General features: G+C 60.9%; 10 protein-coding genes. 4 read left to right on the forward strand and 6 right to left on the reverse strand.

All coding sequences use genetic code 11. From position 1 onward, the window contains the following. Positions 1 to 99: 99 nt before the first annotated feature. From ABIQ96_RS10025 to ABIQ96_RS10040, 4 genes are all read right to left on the reverse strand, one after another. The gene (locus tag ABIQ96_RS10025) at positions 100 to 5,016 is read right to left on the reverse strand and encodes a LamG-like jellyroll fold domain-containing protein (RefSeq protein ID WP_348214442.1); all 4,917 of its coding nucleotides are present in this window, start codon (positions 5,014 to 5,016) and stop codon (positions 100 to 102) included. Positions 5,017 to 5,145: 129 nt separating this feature from the next. Further along, positions 5,146 to 6,543, reverse strand: a complete 1,398-nt coding sequence (locus ABIQ96_RS10030; protein ID WP_348214443.1) for a FecR domain-containing protein — start codon at positions 6,541 to 6,543, stop codon at positions 5,146 to 5,148. Further along, positions 6,540 to 7,085, reverse strand: a complete 546-nt coding sequence (locus ABIQ96_RS10035; protein ID WP_348214444.1) for a sigma-70 family RNA polymerase sigma factor — start codon at positions 7,083 to 7,085, stop codon at positions 6,540 to 6,542. The genes ABIQ96_RS10030 and ABIQ96_RS10035 overlap by 4 nt, the downstream gene beginning before the upstream one ends. Positions 7,086 to 7,126: 41 nt before the next feature. Continuing rightward, the gene (locus ABIQ96_RS10040; RefSeq protein ID WP_348214445.1) at positions 7,127 to 11,260 is read right to left on the reverse strand and encodes a LamG-like jellyroll fold domain-containing protein; all 4,134 of its coding nucleotides are present in this window, start codon (positions 11,258 to 11,260) and stop codon (positions 7,127 to 7,129) included. Between the two features lie 239 nt (positions 11,261 to 11,499). Between ABIQ96_RS10040 and ABIQ96_RS10045 the strand changes: the two genes are divergently transcribed. After that, positions 11,500 to 13,101 (forward strand): glycosyl hydrolase, encoded by a 1,602-nt coding sequence (locus ABIQ96_RS10045; RefSeq protein ID WP_348214446.1) that lies wholly within the window; start codon positions 11,500 to 11,502, stop codon positions 13,099 to 13,101. 195 nt (positions 13,102 to 13,296) lie between these two features. Here ABIQ96_RS10045 and ABIQ96_RS10050 read toward each other — a convergent pair whose 3' ends face one another. Both ABIQ96_RS10050 and ABIQ96_RS10055 read right to left on the reverse strand, forming a co-directional pair. Next, positions 13,297 to 15,597, reverse strand: coding sequence for a hypothetical protein (locus ABIQ96_RS10050; protein ID WP_348214447.1), 2,301 nt, complete (start codon positions 15,595 to 15,597; stop codon positions 13,297 to 13,299). Between the two features lie 165 nt (positions 15,598 to 15,762). After that, positions 15,763 to 15,924 (reverse strand): hypothetical protein, encoded by a 162-nt coding sequence (locus ABIQ96_RS10055; RefSeq protein WP_348214448.1) that lies wholly within the window; start codon positions 15,922 to 15,924, stop codon positions 15,763 to 15,765. A 312-nt stretch (positions 15,925 to 16,236) separates the two neighbouring features. Here ABIQ96_RS10055 and ABIQ96_RS10060 point away from each other — a divergent pair, with 312 nt between their 5' ends. The 3 genes from ABIQ96_RS10060 to ABIQ96_RS10070 all read left to right on the forward strand — a co-directional run bounded on the left by ABIQ96_RS10060 (position 16,237) and on the right by ABIQ96_RS10070 (position 20,526). Continuing rightward, on the forward strand, positions 16,237 to 16,788 hold the full coding sequence (locus ABIQ96_RS10060; RefSeq protein WP_348214449.1) for an ECF-type sigma factor: 552 nt from the start codon (positions 16,237 to 16,239) through the stop codon (positions 16,786 to 16,788). A gap of 71 nt (positions 16,789 to 16,859) precedes the next feature. Then, positions 16,860 to 19,133 carry a serine/threonine-protein kinase gene (locus tag ABIQ96_RS10065; RefSeq protein ID WP_348214450.1) on the forward strand — a complete coding sequence of 758 codons (2,274 nt, stop codon included), beginning with the start codon at positions 16,860 to 16,862 and terminating at the stop codon, positions 19,131 to 19,133. A 25-nt stretch (positions 19,134 to 19,158) separates the two neighbouring features. Next, complete coding sequence (locus ABIQ96_RS10070) at positions 19,159 to 20,526, forward strand: AbfB domain-containing protein (protein WP_348214451.1); 1,368 nt, start codon at positions 19,159 to 19,161, stop codon at positions 20,524 to 20,526. Positions 20,527 to 20,557: the final 31 nt, after the last annotated feature.

Here is a 20,557-nt window from a genome sequence, read left to right on the forward strand (position 1 = left end):
ACTTTTCTCTGGGGGGTAACCGCGTCCCTGGCGGCGGCGTGTACGCGCCGCGTGATTTTCACGAAAAAATTTTCCCCCAGAGTCCGGAGCAGGCGGAAATCAGGGCGGTGGGCCGGCGCGGAGTTGGAAAAAGGCGCGGGGATGGGCGGTGCGTGAAATTTCCAGCGACCATTCGTCGGCAGCGCGGGCCTCGACGACCGTTCCATCCGGCTCGGTCGCTGCAGGTTGCCACCCGGAAAGATCGAATGAATACCAAAGTCCGAGGGAGGAGGAATCGACCGCAGGATCGAGCGGCACGCGATAGCGCACCCACGGTCCGCCGGAACGCGTGACGTCCGAGAGGAAGGTCGGGGCGTCCGAGTGGGCGGGATCGAGGCCCAGGTAGTATTCGAAGGCATTGTTCAGCGAGTCGCCATCGGGATCCGCATCCCATGCCGCGTCGACAGACAGGCTTGAGCCGAAATGCGCGACCTGCCACGAGGCGAAGGGCGTGACGGCGACTGTTAGCCGGACGTTGTCGAAATCGATGTAGGTGTTCGCTCCGCCGATCTTGCGAATGCGGATAGCGAGTGGTTTCCCAGCGGTGACCGTTTGGTCGGGGGTGTAGGTGAAGGCGATGTCGGTGAAGGTGCCGGAAGCGTTGCCGGAGTTGAGTGCATCGAGCCCGGCGCGGTCGATGCTGCGGCTGGCGATGACATTGCCGTCGGCCAGCAATTCAACGGTAGCACCGCCGAAGGTGGCGACGGAAGTGGTGCGGACGCCGAGGGCAACGGCGAGGGTGTAGGTGCGCCCGGCCTGCAACATGGAGCGACGGGTTTGCAGAAAGCAGGCGTTGGCCAAAGAATTGGAAATGAAGGCAACCTGTTTGCCTAACATACCGGGCAACACTCCGCCGTTGGGTCCGGTGTCCGACGCGTTTGCGTAGGACGAGGAGTTCGGGTTGTAGTAGCCGCAAGAACCGTCCGCAGCTCCGGTGTTGGCGGCATTGAGCGCGCGCCAGCCGATGACCGAGGGGGAACTGGTACTGGCGGTATCGATGACCGCGATGCCGCCGTCGGCCAAGGCGGTGTTGCTTTCGAAGTCGGCATTCTTCGGTGCGAGCGGCGGCGTGCCGCCCAGAACTTCCGACCATTGCGTGGCGTGGTCGAGCATGCCCTCGGCGTTGAAATGCACACCGTCGATCACCTTGTCTTCCTGATGAAAATTATCGGTAACAGGGCCTGGGAAAACCTGCGAATCCGCAAAAATGACCGCACGCTGGCCTGCGACGATGGGTTCCTCTTTGGCGAGTCCGGCCTGGATATAGGAGGCCTCGGCGACATACCACGGGATCGTCCAGCCGGCATCGACACGGCTTTGGCCGATGATGGTGGTCAGCCAGGATTGATAGGCGGCCGCAGTGTTGCCATTCGTGGCGTTGGTTTCACCCTGGTGCCATAGGATCCCCCGGAATCCGTTTTGCGGGAAACTCTGCACGGCCGTGCGGATTCTAGGGTAGAGATCGTTGTTAGCGGGAAGCCAGCGCGTGATGTCCGATCCCGATTCGGCAAAGCAAACCATGGCGACAGGGACATTGTCGCGATTGACCAGAATTTCACCGAGCCGTGACCAAACCGAACCCTGATAGGTCGGGACGGTGACAGATGCTCCGGGCATCGGATCGGCGGCCAAGGTCCACGCGGCGGTGCTGTAGTTGAGGGCGCTGAACCGATCCACTCCCGGGCTGTAGAGCGGAAATCCGCGGTTGGCGGCGTTCGACTGCCCGCCGGTTAGATAGACGTCACCCACGCCGACGCGGGTGACCGTGACCGCGGTTTCGGGGATTCCGCCGGTGACGGAACGGACTTCGATTTGATACCAACCGCCGGCGGGGACATCGTTGAGCGTGCCGCTGTAGGCGCCTCCGGAGAGCGTGCTGGCGATGGTGCTCCAGGCGGTGGTGGTGCCGTTGTTGCCGGCTCCGGCCATGACCACGGCCCGGGCTTCGATGCGGTCGAAAGATCCGTTATAAGTGCCGCTGATAGGGATATCACCGGTATTGGTCCCATCGCGTTGGACGACTTGGCGGGAGACCGGGTTACTAACATTGACCTGCATGGCAACCACCGGGTCTTTATGGAGCACCACTCCGTTAAGCATGGCACGGGCACCGGTTGTAGGATTCAGCGTGAAAATCTGAGTTGCGGCGGCGGCGGTGAAAACCACGTTGCTAACATACCCGATGTCATCCCCCGCACCCGCATAGGCCGTGGCGGAAGGGCCGGCCCCGAAGAGCACCCGCAGTGTGCGTTGGGCATCGTTGTTGATGTCTTGATGGTGGAGGAATTGAACCCGATAGAGAGACCCAACCGTCAGGCCGGACAAGGTCACCGTGCCGTTGGTGCTGAAGTTGGTTCCCACGAAATCTCCCATGACCCTGGCCATGTCGCCGCTGTAGTGAGCTTGAGTGGCACCCCCGACTTCATTCACGGCTGCCGGGAATCCGGAGATGGCCGCGGATGGGCCCGAAGCGGGCGCGGTGTTGGCAAAGGTCATGCCATTGACCACCGGCAGCGGGTTGGCGGCAATGCCGTTGACGTTCCATGCGAACACCAGAGTTCCGTTGTTAGTGAGGTTGCTGCCGGTCGCATTCGCCGCAGTGATCGACATCGTCGCAGTCCCTCCGTCGGGGGTGAGCGCGTAGTTAAAAATGTTCAGATCATCGATGGATCCGGCAAAATAGGATCCGCCATAGAGTGTGCTGCCGAGACGCATGCCACCCGCGGCATTGCGCGGGCCGACGGGGCCGGTGTCGCTGACCTGGAGTTGGCCATCGATGTAGAGCTTCATGGCACCCGTGGTGTTGATGCGTGTCGCCATGACATAGTGCCAGACTCCGTCATTCACGGCAGTGGTGGAGAGGATGGTTTTGTCCGGATTGCCAATGCCGAAGCCGACCTTGTTTCCCACAAGGGCGATGCCCCAGTCCGCAGCAACGCCAGGGACTTCCGCGTCGATGATGGATTTCCCATTATACCACTGACCCGTGCCGCCGGTGGCGGTGGTTTTCATCCAGTAGCCAACGGTGAAGTCTCCGCTGACGGTGGCGGGGAGGCGGACGAAACTGCCGGTGCCATCAAACTGGGCGGCTTGAGTGCCGATTTTCCCGACTCCATAAGTGATGCCGGTGGCGATCCCATGATTGCTGAAGGTGCTGAGATCACTAACATTTCCATCGAACGGATAATATGCGATCGAAGTCTGACCGATGGTGGCGAGATGATTGATTTCGGTGGAGCTGAGGATTTTATTATAGATTCTAACCTCATCGAGGCTGCCATTGAAGAATCTGGTGACGCCACCAATGCTGCCGAGATAGAGTTTGCTTGGGGCGGTGCGTGCGCCTGTGGGACCGGTGCCACTGGCTTGGAGCGCGCCGTCCACATAAAGCCTCATCGCGCCGGTGCCAGTGTCGAGAGTGGCGAGAACGTGATGCCAGACGTTGTCATTGATGGCGACGTTAGAGGTGATGGTGATGTCGGGATTTCCCACACCGAACGCCGCTTTATTTCCGACGAGCGCGAGGCCGAAGTCTTTGGCCACTCCGGGGACTTCGCCATCGATGATGCCCATGCCCTGATACCATTGGCCGGTTCCCGCGGTGGCGGCTGTTTTCACCCAACAGGCGAGGGTGAAATTCGTGTCCACGGGCGCAGGGAACTCGATGGAGGCATCCGTGCCATTGAATGTGGCGGCTTGAGAGTCCACCCGACCGGTGGTGTAGGTGACACCGCCGCTAACAGTGCCGTGGAGTCCACGGCCGCTGGAGTCCCAGGCACTACCGTCGAGCTTGAATTGGGCCATCAAATTCCCTGGTGGATCGGTCGGCGTGACGTCATCGAAGACCCATTCCTGATTCAGCGCGTTGATGTTATCGTCGTATTGGGAAATGTTCGCGCCATTTCCCGTGGCACCTGTTCCGCCATCCACGTCGATGACCATGTTCGAGCTGTTGCGATTGAAGAGTTTCGAGTAAATGCCGCCATATTCGACGATGCGCCATTGTTGATTTGTTCCTCCGGTATCGTTCCAAGCCATGATATTTCCTCCTGCGGCAGTGGAAAATCCGCCGACTTCCAAAGCCTTGCCGCTGGCGAGGTTGATGAATTTCCAGTATCCGCTGCCGACCGAAGTTGCGGTCCATTTTTGCAGATCCGATCCGGATAGAGGATTCTGGCGGACATTCGCACCGGCCGTGGTATCCGCCGCTTCCATGACCTTTTGACTGAGGCGGGAACGCAGGATATAGGTGCGGCCATTCCTAACGGGGCAAGCGCGCATCGGATCGCTTTCGTTCCACCATTCGTCATAGTTTGAAATGCCGTCGCCATCCGCATCGCCGGCCGCGGATTGGGAGGTGGTGCCGATTTTATAACGTTCCCACTCGTCGGACATGCCATCGCCGTCGCCATCCTGGAAGCCCATATCTAACCGCATCGCCTGGATCAGCCGAGGCAGACGGAAGCGCGCGATGGGGCTGTCTTCGTTGCCATAGTTGAAACCGTAGGGGTAATAGTGGACACCGGATCGATAAAGTTCCGCGCCCGGGCCGTCGAACATCTTGATGAAATGTCTCACCGCCGCTCCGTCCCACACATTATCTCCTCCCCATTGCGCTTCCCATTCGTTGGTCGTCCCGCTTCCCAGATAGTGGGCGATTTCATGGAGCGCCACCTGCGTGTTGATCGACCCGCCGAATCCCAGAGTCCCATTGTAGTCGGACTGCGCGGTGGGAATGCCCGGGTGATAGGACACATTGATGTCCACATCGATGTTCGTCTGTGCGTTGTAAACCGCCACCGCCTCGTTCATCGCCGCTTCCACCTGAGCTCGCTTCGCGGCGTCGTCATTGTAAACGTAGCTGATATGATAGGTCAGGGCGTGGGATGGACAGGTGCTCCCAAGCCACAGCAGAGGGATGATTTTTAGAAATCGGGCGATGGCTTTGAATTGAGTTAGATGGCGGAGAGATGTCATCGGTCCGGGAGATTGGGTTTGGGTCGGGAATGCGGAGATGCTGCGCGATCCAGCATCACCTCGGCATGAGGTAACCGCATCCCACCCGGCGGCGTGTACGCGCGGAGTGGATTTCCCGAAAAACCTTTCTCAGCGGCCGCTTTTCGGAACGCGGATGAGCCGGACGTTGTCGATATCCAGATAATCGCGCTGGTTCATGGTAATGCGGATCGAGAGCGGGGCACCGGCGAGCGCCGCGGTGGACTTCCAGCGCAGTACGGCGTCACCGACGGAATTCTCGGGCGATGGGGCTTCATCCGAGCGGGCTGTGGCGAGGACCGTTTCGCCGGACTCAAGGCTGACGGTGTAGCCGCCGAAGCGCGCATGCTCGCCGCGTGGACCCTGAAGCGGCCGATGGCCGATGGCGAAGGTGAGCGCGTAATCGCTGTCCGCCGCGATTTTTCCGATCTCGCGGGCCATGCCGCTGCCGGGCGCGCCGTTGAAGAGGTAGGCCATCGACGGCCCTTTCATCGCGCCGGGCGCACCGCCGCCGGGCGCGGTATCGGAAAAATCCGGGCCGGAATACCAATGGTCGTCCGGCGGGTTGAATACGCCCAGCCCGCCCGGTCCGACGCGGGTCCAGCCCTGCGGTGGTTCCTCGGTTTGGTTATCATCCGCGAGGCCCGCTGACTCGAAATCATCGGCGAAAACGACTTCCGCAGCGACCGGCAATGCGTTGGAGAAAGCCTCAGGAGTCACCGGGATGTCACGGATTTCCCCGTCCGCGGCACACTTCACGGCCTGTCCCGCATGGAGCTCCCTCTGAGTTGAGCTGTCATCGGAGACGACGGTGCGGCCTTTGAAAACGTGAACTTCCGTACCGCCGCTTCCAGGCAGTTCCAAAACCCCGAACTCGGTGCCAAGGTCGGTGATCGTTCGCTCCGGGGTGATCACGGCGAACCCGTGCGCGGGCGGCGGCACCGAGAAACGTCCGCGTCCGGCGTCAAGCCGCAGGGCGTTGTCGCCCACCAGCCGGAGAACTGCCGGACTCTCGATGACGGCGACCGCGCCGGAGGGGAGCACGGCGCGCAGCGCACCTTCCACCAGATGGAGCGTTCGGTCACGTTCGAGCTGGCCGCCGTTGTTGGAGTCGCGCCCGCCGTCGCCGGTTTCGTAATACCAAATGGACTCTTCGCGGAAGCTCAGGCTTGCCACCTCGCGGGTTTGTCGGGCAGGCCAAAGGAAGAACGCCAGCGCGATGCACGCGGCGGCGGCGAACACCCCGCGGTGCCACCGCGGCGTGGCGGCCCGCTTTTTCCGGACGATGCGGAGAGGAACCCGCGGTTTCACGCGGCGGACCGGAGCGGCCGCTGGCGCCGACGACTCGTAAAGCTCCGCCAACAGCGCGTGATTCGCCGCGTGATCCATGTAAAGCGCCAACGCGGCGGGTTCGGATTTCAGACGGTTTTGGAGCAGTGCGAACTCATCCGGCGTGATCGTTCCGTCGAAATGGCGGGCGATGAGTTCTTCGGTTTCGGCGGAGTTCACGAAAGCGCCTCCTCTCCGAGTTCCATGCGGATGCATCGCGCGAGCGCCTTGCGGATATTTCTGAGAAGCGCGCGGACGGTGCCGGGGTTGCGGTTCTGCCGGCGGGCGAAATCCTCGATGGATTCGGGATCGGCGTAGCGCATTTCCAACAGCTCGCGGTCGGTCTGGCGGAGTTTCACAAGGCAGCCGCGCAACGCGTTTCTCCGGGCCTGAAGCATATCGTTGTCGATGGAGCTTTCCGCGTGGTCGGCGATTCGGGCGACGAGCTCGTCATCGAAAACGAGGCGGCGGTCGCGCTTGAGCACGCGGAAATGGTTGAGGACGTGGTAACGCGCGATCTGGAACGTCCACGCCTTGAAATTCGTGCCCGGCTCGAATTGTTCCTTCTTCTTCCATAACGTGATGTTCACCTCCTGCTGAAGGTCGCGCGGATCGGTCCCAACCGGCAGTAGCGAGCGCAGGAACGCGGCCAACGCCGCCTGGTGGCTGGCGAGGTCCAACGTGAACGCAAGATCGGCGTTCTGTTCGGGGGGTGGTTTCACGATGATAGGAAATGTCGGAACGGCGGCGGCGTATACGGAAATTATGGCACGACTTTCAGCCTAACAAAAATCAATCCCGCGTTCGGCGGCAGTGTGAATTTGACGGAATTCGCGGTTTCCACAACACCCTGTGTGGCGTCGGTCCAAGTGGCTAGATTGGTGGAAATCTGGACAACAGAGCTGCCGACAAAGTCCGTTGATTTCGGCCAGGTAACGATGCGGTTCACGACCGACGGATTGGCAGTGAAGCCGGCGCTGTTGGATCCCATGAAATACTCGACTCCGTTTGACACGCCATCGCCGTCGGCATCGCCGTCCGCCGGCTGGCCGGCGGCGTGGGTGGCGGCCCAGATGGCGTATCCGGCGGTGCCGACCTGAAGTTTTCCGCTGCCGGTGATGCGCCCGGAGCTGTTCGCACTGCCGTAGATGCCGTCCGGCTGGAGCACGCCACCGAGGGTCAGCGATCCGACGATATCGGTGCCGGTGTAGTCGAGATCCAGAACGCCGGGGGCGGTGACGGTCACGGCGGCGGTGTTGGTGAGTGAGGCGGTTTTCAGCGAGAGCTTGCCGCCTTTCACGCTTGTGGAACCGCTGTACGATAGCGCGCCGGTGAGGATGACCGTTCCCAGATCGGCGCCGCTGTTGACGGATGAGCCGGAGACCACCAGCGGGCCGGTGCCGGAAATGGCAGCCGAGATCGTCAGCGTTTCCCCGGTCAGCGCGCCGATTCCGCCAGCCCCGGAATTCGGACCCAGGGTGATGGCTCCCGCGAGTGTGGCGGCGGAGCCGGAGTTGACGGCGTTCGCCAGATCGAGGACGCCGCCGTTGAGGGTGAGGTTCGCGACGGCCAGCGTTTGCACGGCGCTGGCGGTTGTTTTCAAAAGAAGCCGGCCGTTAGAAAGCAACGTCAGGGAATCGCCCGCGAAAGTCGAATTCCCCGTAACCGGTCCGCGTAATGCGACGCCCGTGGCGCCTCCGCCGACGATGTAATCGTTTCCCGCCGCCGCGACACCTGGCCAGCCGGTCGCCGCGCCGGTGAGCGGCACGGTGAAGGTGGAGGTGCCGGGGGGGTCGGTGACGGGAAGGGTGTAGGTCGCGCGGTTCACGGTGATTTGCAACGTGGCTTGCGTCGAGGAAGTGCCATCGCTCGCGGCGACGGTGAAGGAGTTGAGACCCGCGTTCGTGGCGGCGGGAGTGCCTGACAGCGCTCCGCTTGCGGAAATGGAAAGCCAAGTGGGACCGCCGACCTTGGAATAGGTGACTGTGTCGCCATTGGGGTCGGTGGCGCTGCCAGAGATCGTCTGACCGGCGTAGGCGATGAGTTGATCGGCGGCGGGTTTCACGATCGGATCGGCGGCGAAAACCGGCGGAACGGGCTGAACGATGGCAGCAAGCTGAGCGCCGGAGAGCGCCAGATTGTAGATGCGGAAATCGTCGAGGCTGCCCGTTAGGAGCGGATCAGGCCAATTGCTTTTTCCGAGCCAGACGTTTGCCGGGCCGAAATAGGAAGGGTTGTAGGTGATGGTCTGGGTGTCGGCGAGGACGCCATTCACATAGAGTTTTCCGACATCTCCCTGCAGCGTCACGGCGACGTGCGTCCATTGTCCGGCGGTGAGCGGAGGCGCGTTCAGCGTCTGTTCGCCGCCGCCGTCCCGGATACCGAAGCGCAACTTGCCGTCGCTCGTCTTGGGCGAGAGGTAAAGATTGAAAGCGGTGTCATTGCCGAAATCGAAGATCCGCTGCCAGTTGCTGCCACCGGTCCATTTCACCCACGTGCAGATCGTGATGTCGTTGAAATTCACCGCTGCGACAGGCAGCGTGGCGAAGTCGTCCACGCCGTCGAACGCGAGTGCCTGCCCCGTTTTTCCGGTAGTGAAGACTGGCGTGCCAGTTCGCGTGGCGTGGTTAGAGTTCCCGGAAGCATCGAGGCTGTCACCATCGAAGAGATAGCGTGCGATCAGCCCGGCCGGTCCGCCCGGCGTCGCAGCGACCTCGCTGGAGAGGCCAGATAGATTAGTCGAAGCGTCCGCCGCCTTAACCACGTAATAATAGGTGGTGCCCTTGAAAACCTTGGTGTCGGTGAACGCCGGGGCCGTGGTGGCGAGCGCGATGATCTGATAGGGACCGCCCGGTGCGGTCGCACGAAGGACGGTGTAGCCGGTGACATCCGGCTCCGGGTTCGCACTCCACGTGAGCGCGACCGAGGAGTTTCCCGCCACGGCGGATAGACCTTTCGGCGGCGAGGGAGCGATGAAATCCACCGGCGTGTCCGTGAATTTCGAAAACGCATCGGCGATGATGGAAATGCCCGAACTCGCCGCGTTTTTCGTCCCGGCGGCGCGGACCTTGAGCGTGTGCGTCCCGGCGGGCAACGGGTCGGTCTGATAGAGAAGTTGATCGAACGCGCCGGTCGCGCTGTAGCAATCCAAGGTCGTTTTGAGCACATCGTCCACGCGGATTTCCGCCATGCCGAGGTCGCTGCGCTTGAATCCGTAGTAGCGCGCCTGGGTGCCGGTGAAGGTGTAGGTCACCTCACCGCCACTGGTGTTCTGGAAATGCTCGGTGCCTTGGTAGCCGGGATTCCCGACATAAGTTCCCCAGTTAGGACCATAGGAAACTCCGGCTCCGGTGTCGTCCACCTTCGTCCAGTAGCCGGCGGGGAAAAATTTCCATTGCTGGTGCGCCCCGCCGAGACCGGTCCACTGGGCGATATTCGCGTTTTCGGCGGTGCTCGCTCCGGCAACTTCCAGATATTTCCCGCTGAACCTGTTGCGGATGTAAAAATAGCCGTTGTCCGCATATTCGACGAACCAGTTCATGTTCCAGTTCTCGCCCGCGCCCCACTGCTGTGCGTTGCCCCCGTCGGCCGTGGAGAAACCGACGATTTCCAGCGACTTCGCGCTGTTCACGTTGATGAGTTTCTTGAAAATGCCGTCCGCGACCGAGATGTCCCATTTCTGATAGGCCGCGCCGGCATAAGTCGCTTGCCGGGCGTTCGCGCCGTTGCCCGTTCCGCCGCCGGCGATTTCCATGACCTTCCCGCTGTGGCGCGCGGCGATGACATATTTCCCGTCGATGTCCGGCGGAGCGTCGTCCCAGCGGACCTCGACGAATCCGTCCTTGTCCGGGATGGCGGTCATCGTGAACTCGCGCATCGGTCCCTGGCCGTTGAAAAACACATCGCGGTCCGCGCAAACGAATTTGTAAGTCGTGGCCACACCCATCCGCTCCGACCCGCCGACGAAGCAGCGGATCACGTTGTCCGGTGCCCGATAGACTGCGGCGGCCGTCCATTTCGCACGGTCCTCGGCGTAGGCGAGTCGTTTGCCTTGGCAGGATTTCACGAACTGCCCCCGGGTCTGGCTGCAGCTTCCCCACCAGATGGCACCTTGGAGGCCATACTCGGCTCCGGCGATCACTTCCATGAGGTTGTGGGCTTCCGGATTCAGGACGAAGTCGCCGCTGGCACGGACGTTCTGCATCCAGCTCACGTAGTCGTCAAAGGTGCCACCGAGGCAATGGGTGGTGCCGACGGCGGCATGGCTTTTGACGGCGTTGTACCAGTTGTTAGCGTTGCTGCAGTTCAGCGTGCTGGCCCCGGCGATTCCCGTGCCTTGGAAATCCGCATGAACCTCGAGTCGGCCCATGATATCGTTCAAATTCGCCTGAGTACCCTCGTTCCATGGCCCGTAGTCAGGCTCGTTGAAAGGCTCGGTCCAAATCATGGTTTTGCCATAGTAGCGCTTCGCCGCAGCCATCGCGGCCACCCAGCGATCGGCTCGCACCTCGCTGCCGTTCTTGTAATAGGCGTCCACACCGCCCTCGGTATCGGGCATCATCAGCCACGGCTTGGTGCCAGCCAGTGCGGCGACGGCCATCATATCGTCCTGGCGGCTTTTCGAGGCGGGGTCCAACTCATCATTCGCACCTAAAGGCTTGTTGATCATGAAACCGACACGCACCACGTCGATCTGATCGAGGCCCATGTTGGCAATGCCGCTGCGCATGTTATCAGGGTTCGCCCAAGTGGTATCCATCCCCCAGGTATCGATCGACTTCGTGATACCGGGGTCATTTGTGCTGAAAACCACCGTGTGGTCCTGCCCCTGAACCAAGGCGGGAAACAGCGACAACGCGGCGAGCACGAGGCGGATCTTGTCGGTCGGGAATTTCATGCGGAGAAGCTTTGGCGGAGCGCGTGGCTGTCAGGGTAATCGCAATACCCTCCAAACCGTGTACAAATAGTCCGCAATCCGGTTAAGCATCATGAGTTTCACCCGAAGCCATCGACGAAACATTGCGTGAGAGTTTCCATGAAAACCCGGCGTTGGATGCCCCAAGGGCTAGCCCACGATCGCAGGTGACAACCCCACGAACCAGCGACTAGATTCCACACCACCCCCATCAAAAACCCATGAGCTCCAAGACATTCGCCGCATTCCGTCACGGCAGGCGCCCGACAACTCTGCTCGCCGCGTCCTGCATGGCGGTCGTTGCCTGCGGTTCCACCCTGCAGGCGAAGTCATGGAAATTCACCGGAGTTTCGAAACAACTGGAAGCTGAGTTTGTCGGGATGAAGAACGGCTGGGTGGTCTTGCAGGACACCAGCGGCAAGAGCTTCGAGTTTGCTTTCGAGAATTTCGCTCCCGCGGACCAGCAATACCTCCGCGCGCTCGAAACCGGAGGAAAGCCGCCCGCCGCCGCGAACGAACCGGGAAAACCGAACCTCAGCCGCCAGGATTACGCGATGAAATCCGTCGAGACGCTCGCGGATCAAGTGACGACCCTAACCGGCAACACGGAATTCCACGTCACCGGCAAGGGCGACCCGATCCCCGGCAGCTCGTTCTTTTTCACCTCGCCCGATGCGTGGCTGTTTCTGGACAAGGTCGCGCCCTCGGTGGTGGAGTCCAAATTTCTCGACCGGATGCGGATCAACGGTGCCAAAGCGAACGCCTCGACCAACGTGCGGGTGGTGCAATACGGAGCCGGCACGGTCGTCATCCCGCAGGAGCCGGATTATACCGCAATGACGCTCTTCGACGGCAAGTCGCTAACAGGATCCTCCATCCCCTTGAAATGCTACGTGGACTACAACGGCGCGAGGCTCGGAAAATTGAAAGGGCCCGCCGCCTCGTTCGTCCTCAAGCGCGGCTACACGGCCACCATCGCGCAGAAGGAAAACGGCACGGGTGTTAGCAAGAACTACGTCGCGCAGGATCACGACGTGGTGGTCAACGAAATCCCCGCCGGATTGAGCGAGGGCGTGCGCTTCGTCCGCATCTTCCCATGGCGGTGGACGTCCAAGAAAGGCATCGCCGGCGGGATCTGGCAGAAACTCGATGTCGGCTGGTTTTACGATTGGAACATCGGCGCGAATTCATCCCCCGATCTGGAATACGTGGCGATCCGCCAGAAACGCGACTGGCCCGGCATGGATCAGGATTGGAAGAAAAAGGGAATCAACCACCTGCTGGGCTTCAACGAGCCGGACCACAAGGATCAAGCCAACCTCACCGTGGACGAGGCCATCGCGGGATGGCCGGTGCTGATGGGCTCCGGTCTCCGCCTGGGCGCGCCGGCGGTGTCCGACGGCGGCCTCGGCTGGCTCTATCAGTTCATGGACAAGGCCGACGCCTCCGGACTGCGTGTCGATTACGTTCCCGTGCATTACTACCGCGCCGTCAGCGATCCGAAGAACGCGAAGGGAGCCGCGGACCAGTTCTATCAATTCCTCAAAGGCATCCACGACCGGGTGAAACGCCCGCTGTGGATCACCGAATGGAACAACGGCGCCAACTGGACCTCGGCTCCCGACCCGAACGAAGCGCAGCAGAAGGAAGCCGTTGAGAAAATGATCGAGATGCTCGACGACACTCCGTTCGTGGAGCGATACGCGCTTTACAATTGGGTAGAAGACTCCCGGCAACTCGTCCGCAAGGACGGCTCGCTCACGCCCGCGGGAGTGGTTTACCGCGACAAGGTATCGCCAGTGGCATTCACCCAGCCGAAGTAGAAGGAGCCGATCATGCCGCCTCCTAACATCGTTGGACGCAAGGGCCGGCGGATAAGGAGCCACCACACTCTTGTCGTGGAGTGAATGCAGGGAAAAAGACGGGTCTTTGAAGGCTTTTTCTTTTTCACTTCATTCGCCAGCACCACAGGAGTGTGGTGCCTCCATAAGGACCGGGACAGGTCCACAGATCGTAGATCATTCTTGGAAAATCACCACCGTCGTGCGGGGAGCAACCTTCGCGACGCCGCCGGGCTTGACCGGGTTGCGGGTGACGAGGTTGGTCATTTTTCCCGCATGATCCGGTGCCTTGAGGTCGAAGGTCTTGTCGGCGCTCATGTTCATGGCGATCAAATACGGGCCATACCGTAGTTGATAGAAATCGCCACGTCCGGCATAGATGTTTTCCTCGCCCGGTTTAAACGACACGCCCGCTGGGATCTTCGCAATCGGCAGTTTCTCACCGGTGTGGGCGGAAGTGTAGTTGGCGGGATAAGGATGGCCACCATTTCCGAAGCCGAAGTTTGTCCAGTTAGGCCGGGTGTACTCCATGCCGGACGGTGTGTAGTCGATGTCCTCCATCACCGTGGCGATGCGATCGAAGGTCGGCGTGAGGTAATGAACGCGGCCGAGGAAATTCACCGCATTGCGGGCTCGCCAATAAAGAGACGCGTAAAGGATTTCCTTGCCGTTCTTGATCGCGACCACACCGTCCTCCTCATCCGTGAATACAAAGTCCGGCTGGTCCCACGACATCGGCAGGCGGTGGGCGACGGGCTTCTGCGCCTTCATGAATTCGTAGCGCTCCGGCACGCCCATCAGGCCGAAAGTGGTGCGGAAGGTGTTGTTTTCCATCTGTTTGAAAATCACCGCGAAGAACTGATTGTCGGCGAGCATCTGTTGGGAAAAGCCGATCAATTTCGGATCCCGCGCGTCGGTGGCGACTTCGAAGGCCGAACCATCCCACGACGGGCGCTGGTCATAGGTGACATCGCCCGGATAGTGGGTATCGCGCCAGCCGACGATGGTTTCCTGAACCATCGCCCGGTTGCCCTCGCCATCAAGCATCGGATAGCGGAAAGGCGAGCGGGCCATCGCGATCTTGATCATCTGCCGCTTCACTTTCGGGTCGCCCGGCTTGTCGGGTGACGGCTTGGTGGCTTCATAAATCTGCGCCACCCAGTCGAGGACCTCGCCGTAGTTCCCGACAAAGCCGAGTTCCTTGGTCAGGCCTTTCGCCGTGAGCTGATAGTAGGAATCGCCCAACGGCTTCGTCGGCTTGCCGTCCTTTTCGCTGCCGAGCCATGGTTCGAGGCCGATCGATTCGTAAAGATAGCGCAGCGCTTGTTTCTCCGGCAACGCCAGCGATGGCGCGAGCACGGCGACCCCGCGGTTGGCGAGGTAGATGCCGTAGAGGTCGTTGATCATCGACTGGTTGGTGTATTGGCGGCGGTGCTCGCGGTGCCAGTCGCGGCAGACCACCAGCATGGCGCTGAAAGCGTCGCGGCGTTTGATCTTCCCGCCTTTTCCATCGTCGATGCTTTCATCCAGCCCCGGCTTGAGTTCATTTTCTAACGAAGCAATCACCTGCCCGGACGGTCCGAGACCGAACCAGTCGGGATTGTAGGTGGACGGCTCTTCCTCGGCGAGTTTCGGATTGGCGACATAAGCGCGGTAAAGCGCGTCCAAGCTGGTCTGGATTTTCGTAATCGTCTCCGGTTTGCCAGCAGCGTGGGTCCACGGTGTGTGCCAGGCCTTGGCGAGAAACAGGATCTGCATCTGGTTGCACGGTCGCCTGACGTCCTTCAATTGATTGTCGATCTCGCCGTTGACGCGGGATTTCACGGCATCCATCACCTCCGGGCCGGGAGTGATGCGGACCGGCGCGTTCTCCGGATAGACTCCCTGCTTGTCGTCCGCCGGCGGCGTGAAACAACCGTCGGTGTGGGTGTAGGCGCGGTAGAGTCCCCGCGTCGGCTCGGTCATCGGCTTCTGGTATTGCTCGAAGCTGGTGGCGTATCCCCAGATCGGCCCGGTGGCGCGGATCTCGCAGTTCACGCAATCCCTTCCTTTTGTTAGATCAAGCGGCAACGGGCAGGTCCGATAGATGAAACGCCCGGGATAGGCCGGGGCGTCGGATCCCGTTTCCAGCGCCTCGTAGTCGCCAAGATGGCGGTAGCCGAGCTGCTTGCCCTCGACATGCAGGGTCATCTGGTTATGGTTCACGTCCTCGCCCCACAGGCGGAGGGTGATGTAGTTCTGTTTTTCGGGATCGACGCGGACGACGAATTTCAAAATGCCGCCCTGCCAGGCAAGCTCGCCGCCGGGCAACAACCGCCGCGCCGGTTCGCCGAGACCACCGGGTTTGAAATCGGAGAAGGTCGCGGACAATTCGTGAAGCGACTCGGAGGCATCGTTGCCGAAAGAAAGCGTGTCGAGGATTTCCGCGGAGAGGAAACCGGGAAGAAGCGTGGCAAGTGCGAGGAGGCGTGGGATCATGGATCGGTTCATGGAATTTCTCGAATGGGAGCCGAGACGGGCGACTATCAAAACGTGATCTTTCACGGATTCATGCATCGGGCCCCGGTTTCCATGGATACCTCCGCGTTTTTCGGGGATTCCGCCGCATGGTCGGGCATCCGCGCGAGGGGTCCGCGATTTTCGTTAGATCGCCTCAAGGAAGGCGCTATACGCCATCATCAGCGACGGGCCCGGCTCAGGCTGGGAACCGGGAATGACGGGATCGGGCGCGTGGATTGCCAGCGGGTGGCGACGCGGAATGATGCGGGCAGGTGGAGAGATGCCGGGAGGGGAGATGGCGCGCACCCGGCGGCTGAATCCAGATCCCAAAGGCCGAAATCCAGTTTCCCGGACGGGGCGTTGGTGTGGAATTCGGATTCGGCGTGGGAAAAATCCGGTGAGTCAACCGGGGTCGGAGTGATCTCAACGGATGGATGGGTTTGGGATGGAAACGGTGGTTTCATGATCGCTACAGGAGAAAATCGAAATCCGGTGGAATTACCCGACATGAGATCGTCGGAACCCAGCAAAGGAGTTGGTTTCCGTGGTAACTCTCCTTGCGCGAGCGATCCGCTCCAGCTACTTTCCCACAGTAACCGTGGAGAAACCCATCCCCTCATGGAGCCAGCCGAATCGTTAGAAAGCATGTCGTCCGAGCAGTTGCTGCCACTCGTCTACGACGAACTACGGCGTCTGGCGGCATCTCGGATGGCCCGGGAATCCGCGGGAATGACCTTGCAGCCGACGGCGCTGGTGCATGAGGCGTGGCTGCGGCTGTCGGGGACGGGCAACCGGAACTGGAACAACCGGGTCCACTTTTTCCGAGCCGCGGCTTTGGCCATGCGGCGCATCCTGGTGGACCGCGCCCGTCAGAAAGCGAGCATCAAGGCCGGAGGAATGCGTGCTGAAAACGAACACCCCATTTTCGGTCATGGAAACATAACTCCGGACGAACGCCTGCTGCTTGTCGATGAAAGCCTGCGACGGCTGGAGAAGGAAGATCCCGACAGCGCCCGGATCGTGTTGTTGAAGTTTTTCGCCGGATTGACCAATCAGGAAGTGGCCGGGACGCTGGGCGTGACGGTCCGCACCGTGGAACGCCAGTGGGCCTATGCGAAAGCGAGCTTGTTCCAGATGGTCCGCGAAATCGAAGCGGCTGCTGCGGTCTAGGTTGATGATCGATGTCGGGTTTTCACACCGGATCCCGCTTTTTCACAGGATCCACCGATCAAGTTTCAATCATGACAACCGCTTCCAGGGAAATCGAAAAGGCTTTGTTCGAGGCCGCGGCGGTCATCGAAGATAAATATGTTAGGGATGCGTTTCTCGATCAGGCCTGCGGCGGAAATCCCGCGCAACGAGACCGGCTGGAAAACCTGTTGGCCACGATCGACGACTCCGACCGGTTTTTCCACGATGCGGAGGAAGCCCGGACGGTGGTCGCGGCGGAGGCCTGCGAAACCCTAACCGATATCGCCGGGGACCGTGCCGCGGCGGATGCCGTTTTGCCCGATGCCGAAGGCCCGGGCAGTTGGATTGGACGCTACAAGATACAGGAACGCATCGGCGAGGGCGGCTGCGGAGTCGTTTATCTGGCGGAGCAACAGGAGCCGGTGCGGCGGATGGTGGCGCTGAAGGTCATCCGGCTGGGCATGGACACCGAGAGCGTGATCGCCCGTTTCGAAATGGAACGGCAGGCGTTGGCCGTGATGGATCACCCTAACATCGCCCGCGTGCTCGATGCCGGGGCGACGGAAACCGGACGTCCGTATTTCGTCATGGAATGGGTCCGCGGCGTGAGGATCACCGACTACTGCAATGAGAACCGCCTCGATGTCCGCCAGCGGATCGATCTCTTCATTCAAGTCTGCCATGCGATCCAGCACGCGCACCAGAAGGGCGTGATCCACCGCGACATCAAGCCCTCCAACATTCTTATCACCTCGCACAACGGCAGACCCGTACCCAAGGTGATCGATTTCGGGATCGCCAAGGCCACCTCGGGAAAATCCTCCGGCGATACGCTCATCACCTCGCACGAGCACTTCGTCGGCACGCCCGCCTACATGAGTCCCGAACAGGCCGACCGGAAGGGACTGGACGTGGACACACGCAGCGATGTTTATAGTCTTGGCATCCTGCTTTACGAATTGTTAGCCGGCCGCACGCCGTTCGATCCGAAAGAACTTTCCTCCGCCGGCGTCGCGGAATTGCGGCGCATCCTGATGGAGCGCGAACCGCCCTCCCCTTCCGCGCTGCTCGCCTCGCTGGATCACGACACCCGGTTGGAAATCGCTTCCACACGCCATACGGAACCGGCCAAATTAATTTACTCGGTGAAGGGCGACCTCGACTGGGTGGTGATGAAGGCCATCGAAAAGGACCGCCAGCGCCGCTACGAAACCGTCAACGGACTGGCGATGGATCTGAAGCGCTTCATCGACAACGAGGCGGTGATGGCCCGCCCGCCGTCGCGGATCTATCTGTTTCAAAAATTCGTGAAACGCAACCGTCTGGCAGTCAGCTCCGCGGCCGGTGTCGCCGCGGCGCTGGTGCTGGGTCTCGGGCTGGCCTACGGCTCCTACCTGCGCGAGAGCAAGGCGAGACAGGAGCAGGTCCGCTTGCGGCAGATCGCGGAAACCGCCCGCGGCAACGAGGAGAAACTGCGCGGCAACGCCACTGCCAGGGAAAACATCGCCCAAGTCGCCGTGCTGATGAGCGAAGGAAACACCGAGGAGGCGGACAGCCAGCTACGGAACACTCCGCTATCCACCATCGAGCCCTCCTTGGAAGCGGCGAACGTGCTGCGTTCGCTCGGTGGCTGGAATGCGATGCGCGGACGGTGGAAACAGGCGTCTGAGTGCTATCTGTTACTGATCCAGGCCAACCGTCTGACCAGCCCTGACAAGATCACCAGCAACAACGATCTCATCGCACCCGGCCCCGTCCTGGCCGAAAACGGGAACATGGCCGACTTCGCCAAATTCCGCGAATGGGTGATCACGCATTTCGGAGATACTCCCCGCGACATCGTGGGGGTGCAGGTGATCCAAGCCACCCTGCTGCTCCCCGCGGATCCCGGCTTTCTGCGACAGCTGGAACCGATCGAGGAGGTGATCGAAAAGTCGCATACGGAAAAGAAGCGTTTGAAACCCGGTAACGAAGTGACCCTGGCGGCCTGGCGGGCATGGGCGCTTTCGCTGCTGGAATACCGGCGGGGAAATTTCGAGAAGGCCGTCGTCTGGAGCACCATGGCATTGGAATACAAAGATCCGAATCCTTACATCTCCGCCATCATCCACCCGGTCCTGGCCATGGCGAATCTTCGTGCGGGGCACACGGATGCCGCCCGGGTGGAGTTGGAGAAATCCCGAGAGCTGATAGATTTCGCATTCACTCCCGAACTCGCACCGGCTTACGAGCCGCTCGGCCGTGGACACGGATTCTGGTGGGACTGGCTGCTCGCCCGGATCCTTTTCCGAGAAGCCGAGTCCTCGATCCAGAAACAATCCTGAAATCCGTCCACACACCGCCGGCCCCGTGAAATCCGCCCTCTCGTTCCGCACCGCTGGCTGGATGGCCGTGTCCTGCCTGCTGTTTTCCCGGTCGCCCGCCGCAGAGCCGATGGCGGGCTACCTCATGGGCTATTTCACCGAATCCCCGACCGGGCGCGGAGATTCATCAAACCTCCAGATCGCCACCAGTGAGGACGGCCTCGACTGGATGCCGCTCAACCAGAACGAGCCGGTGCTGGTCTCCCGTCTCGGACAAAAAGGTCTTCGGGATCCTTTTTTCCTCCGTAAAAAAGAAGGCGGATTCGTTGTGCTGGCCACGAATCTAACCGGACTCAACCGGATCGCCACGCCAGAGATCCATGTTTGTGAAACCGCCGACTTCATCACCTTCGACAACGCGCGGCTGGTCAGGCTCCACGACACGCCGATGCGCACCCTCGCTCCCGAGGCATTCCTTGATCCTGATAGGAATCAATACGGCATCATCTGGACCGGCGACACCGACCGCCGCCGCATTTACGTCAACTACACCACGGACTTCACCCACGTCACTCCGCACGAGTTGTTTTTCGATCCCGGCCAGGACGTGCGGGACGCCACGCTCGCTCAGGATCCGGAACAGGGAAACCGTTTCCTCTATTACACGGACGGCGTGGCCAACCGGCTGCGCGGCACCCGTTCCGCCACGCTGGCTCCGCGCGGTTTCGACAGCACTCCCTACACCAGGCCGCTCGGCGGAACCATCATCGAGGCTCCGTTGTTAGTGAAGGCGCTGCAGGGAAACCGCTGGTTTCTCTATGGCGATTCCGACAGCCCGGTGAATGGCGAGTTTTACGCGTGGCAAACCGACGACATCAGCAGCGACGCCTGGAAAGAAATCGACAAGCGGGACTACAACACGCCGCTCAACGTCAAGCACGCCACGGTGATCCCCATCACCCGAGCGGAAATGGACAACCTCATCGCCCACTGGGGGCGACCGAAATGGAACCGCATCAAGTCGTGGAATTTTCCCGACTGTCTCGTGCGGCATGATAATGAGATGGCCAGTATCTCCTATTATCCGTTCGACCCCTATCAGGATTCGCAGTGGAGGATCGTGCCCGGTCTCGCCGGCGCCACGGGCATTTCCTTCGAGTCCGTCAATTCTCCGGGCCAGTATCTCCGCGCCGTGGCCGAACATGTGATGCTTGCCAAGGACGACGGCTCCCCCGGATTCAAGGCCAAGGCGACCTTCGTGAAAGTGCCCGGCCTGGCTAACAGCAGTTGGTCGTCATTTCACTCGTTCTCGTCGCCGGACCTTTATTTGCGCCACGCCAACTATTTTCTCCGGTTGGAGGCGATCAACATCCCGCTCGACCGGGAAGACGCCACCTTCCGGATCGTTTACTGAGGCTTGTTTCCCGCGTTGGGAAAAAAATTTG

The organism is Luteolibacter sp., from assembly GCF_039920825.1.
Lineage (GTDB): Bacteria > Verrucomicrobiota > Verrucomicrobiia > Verrucomicrobiales > Akkermansiaceae > Luteolibacter.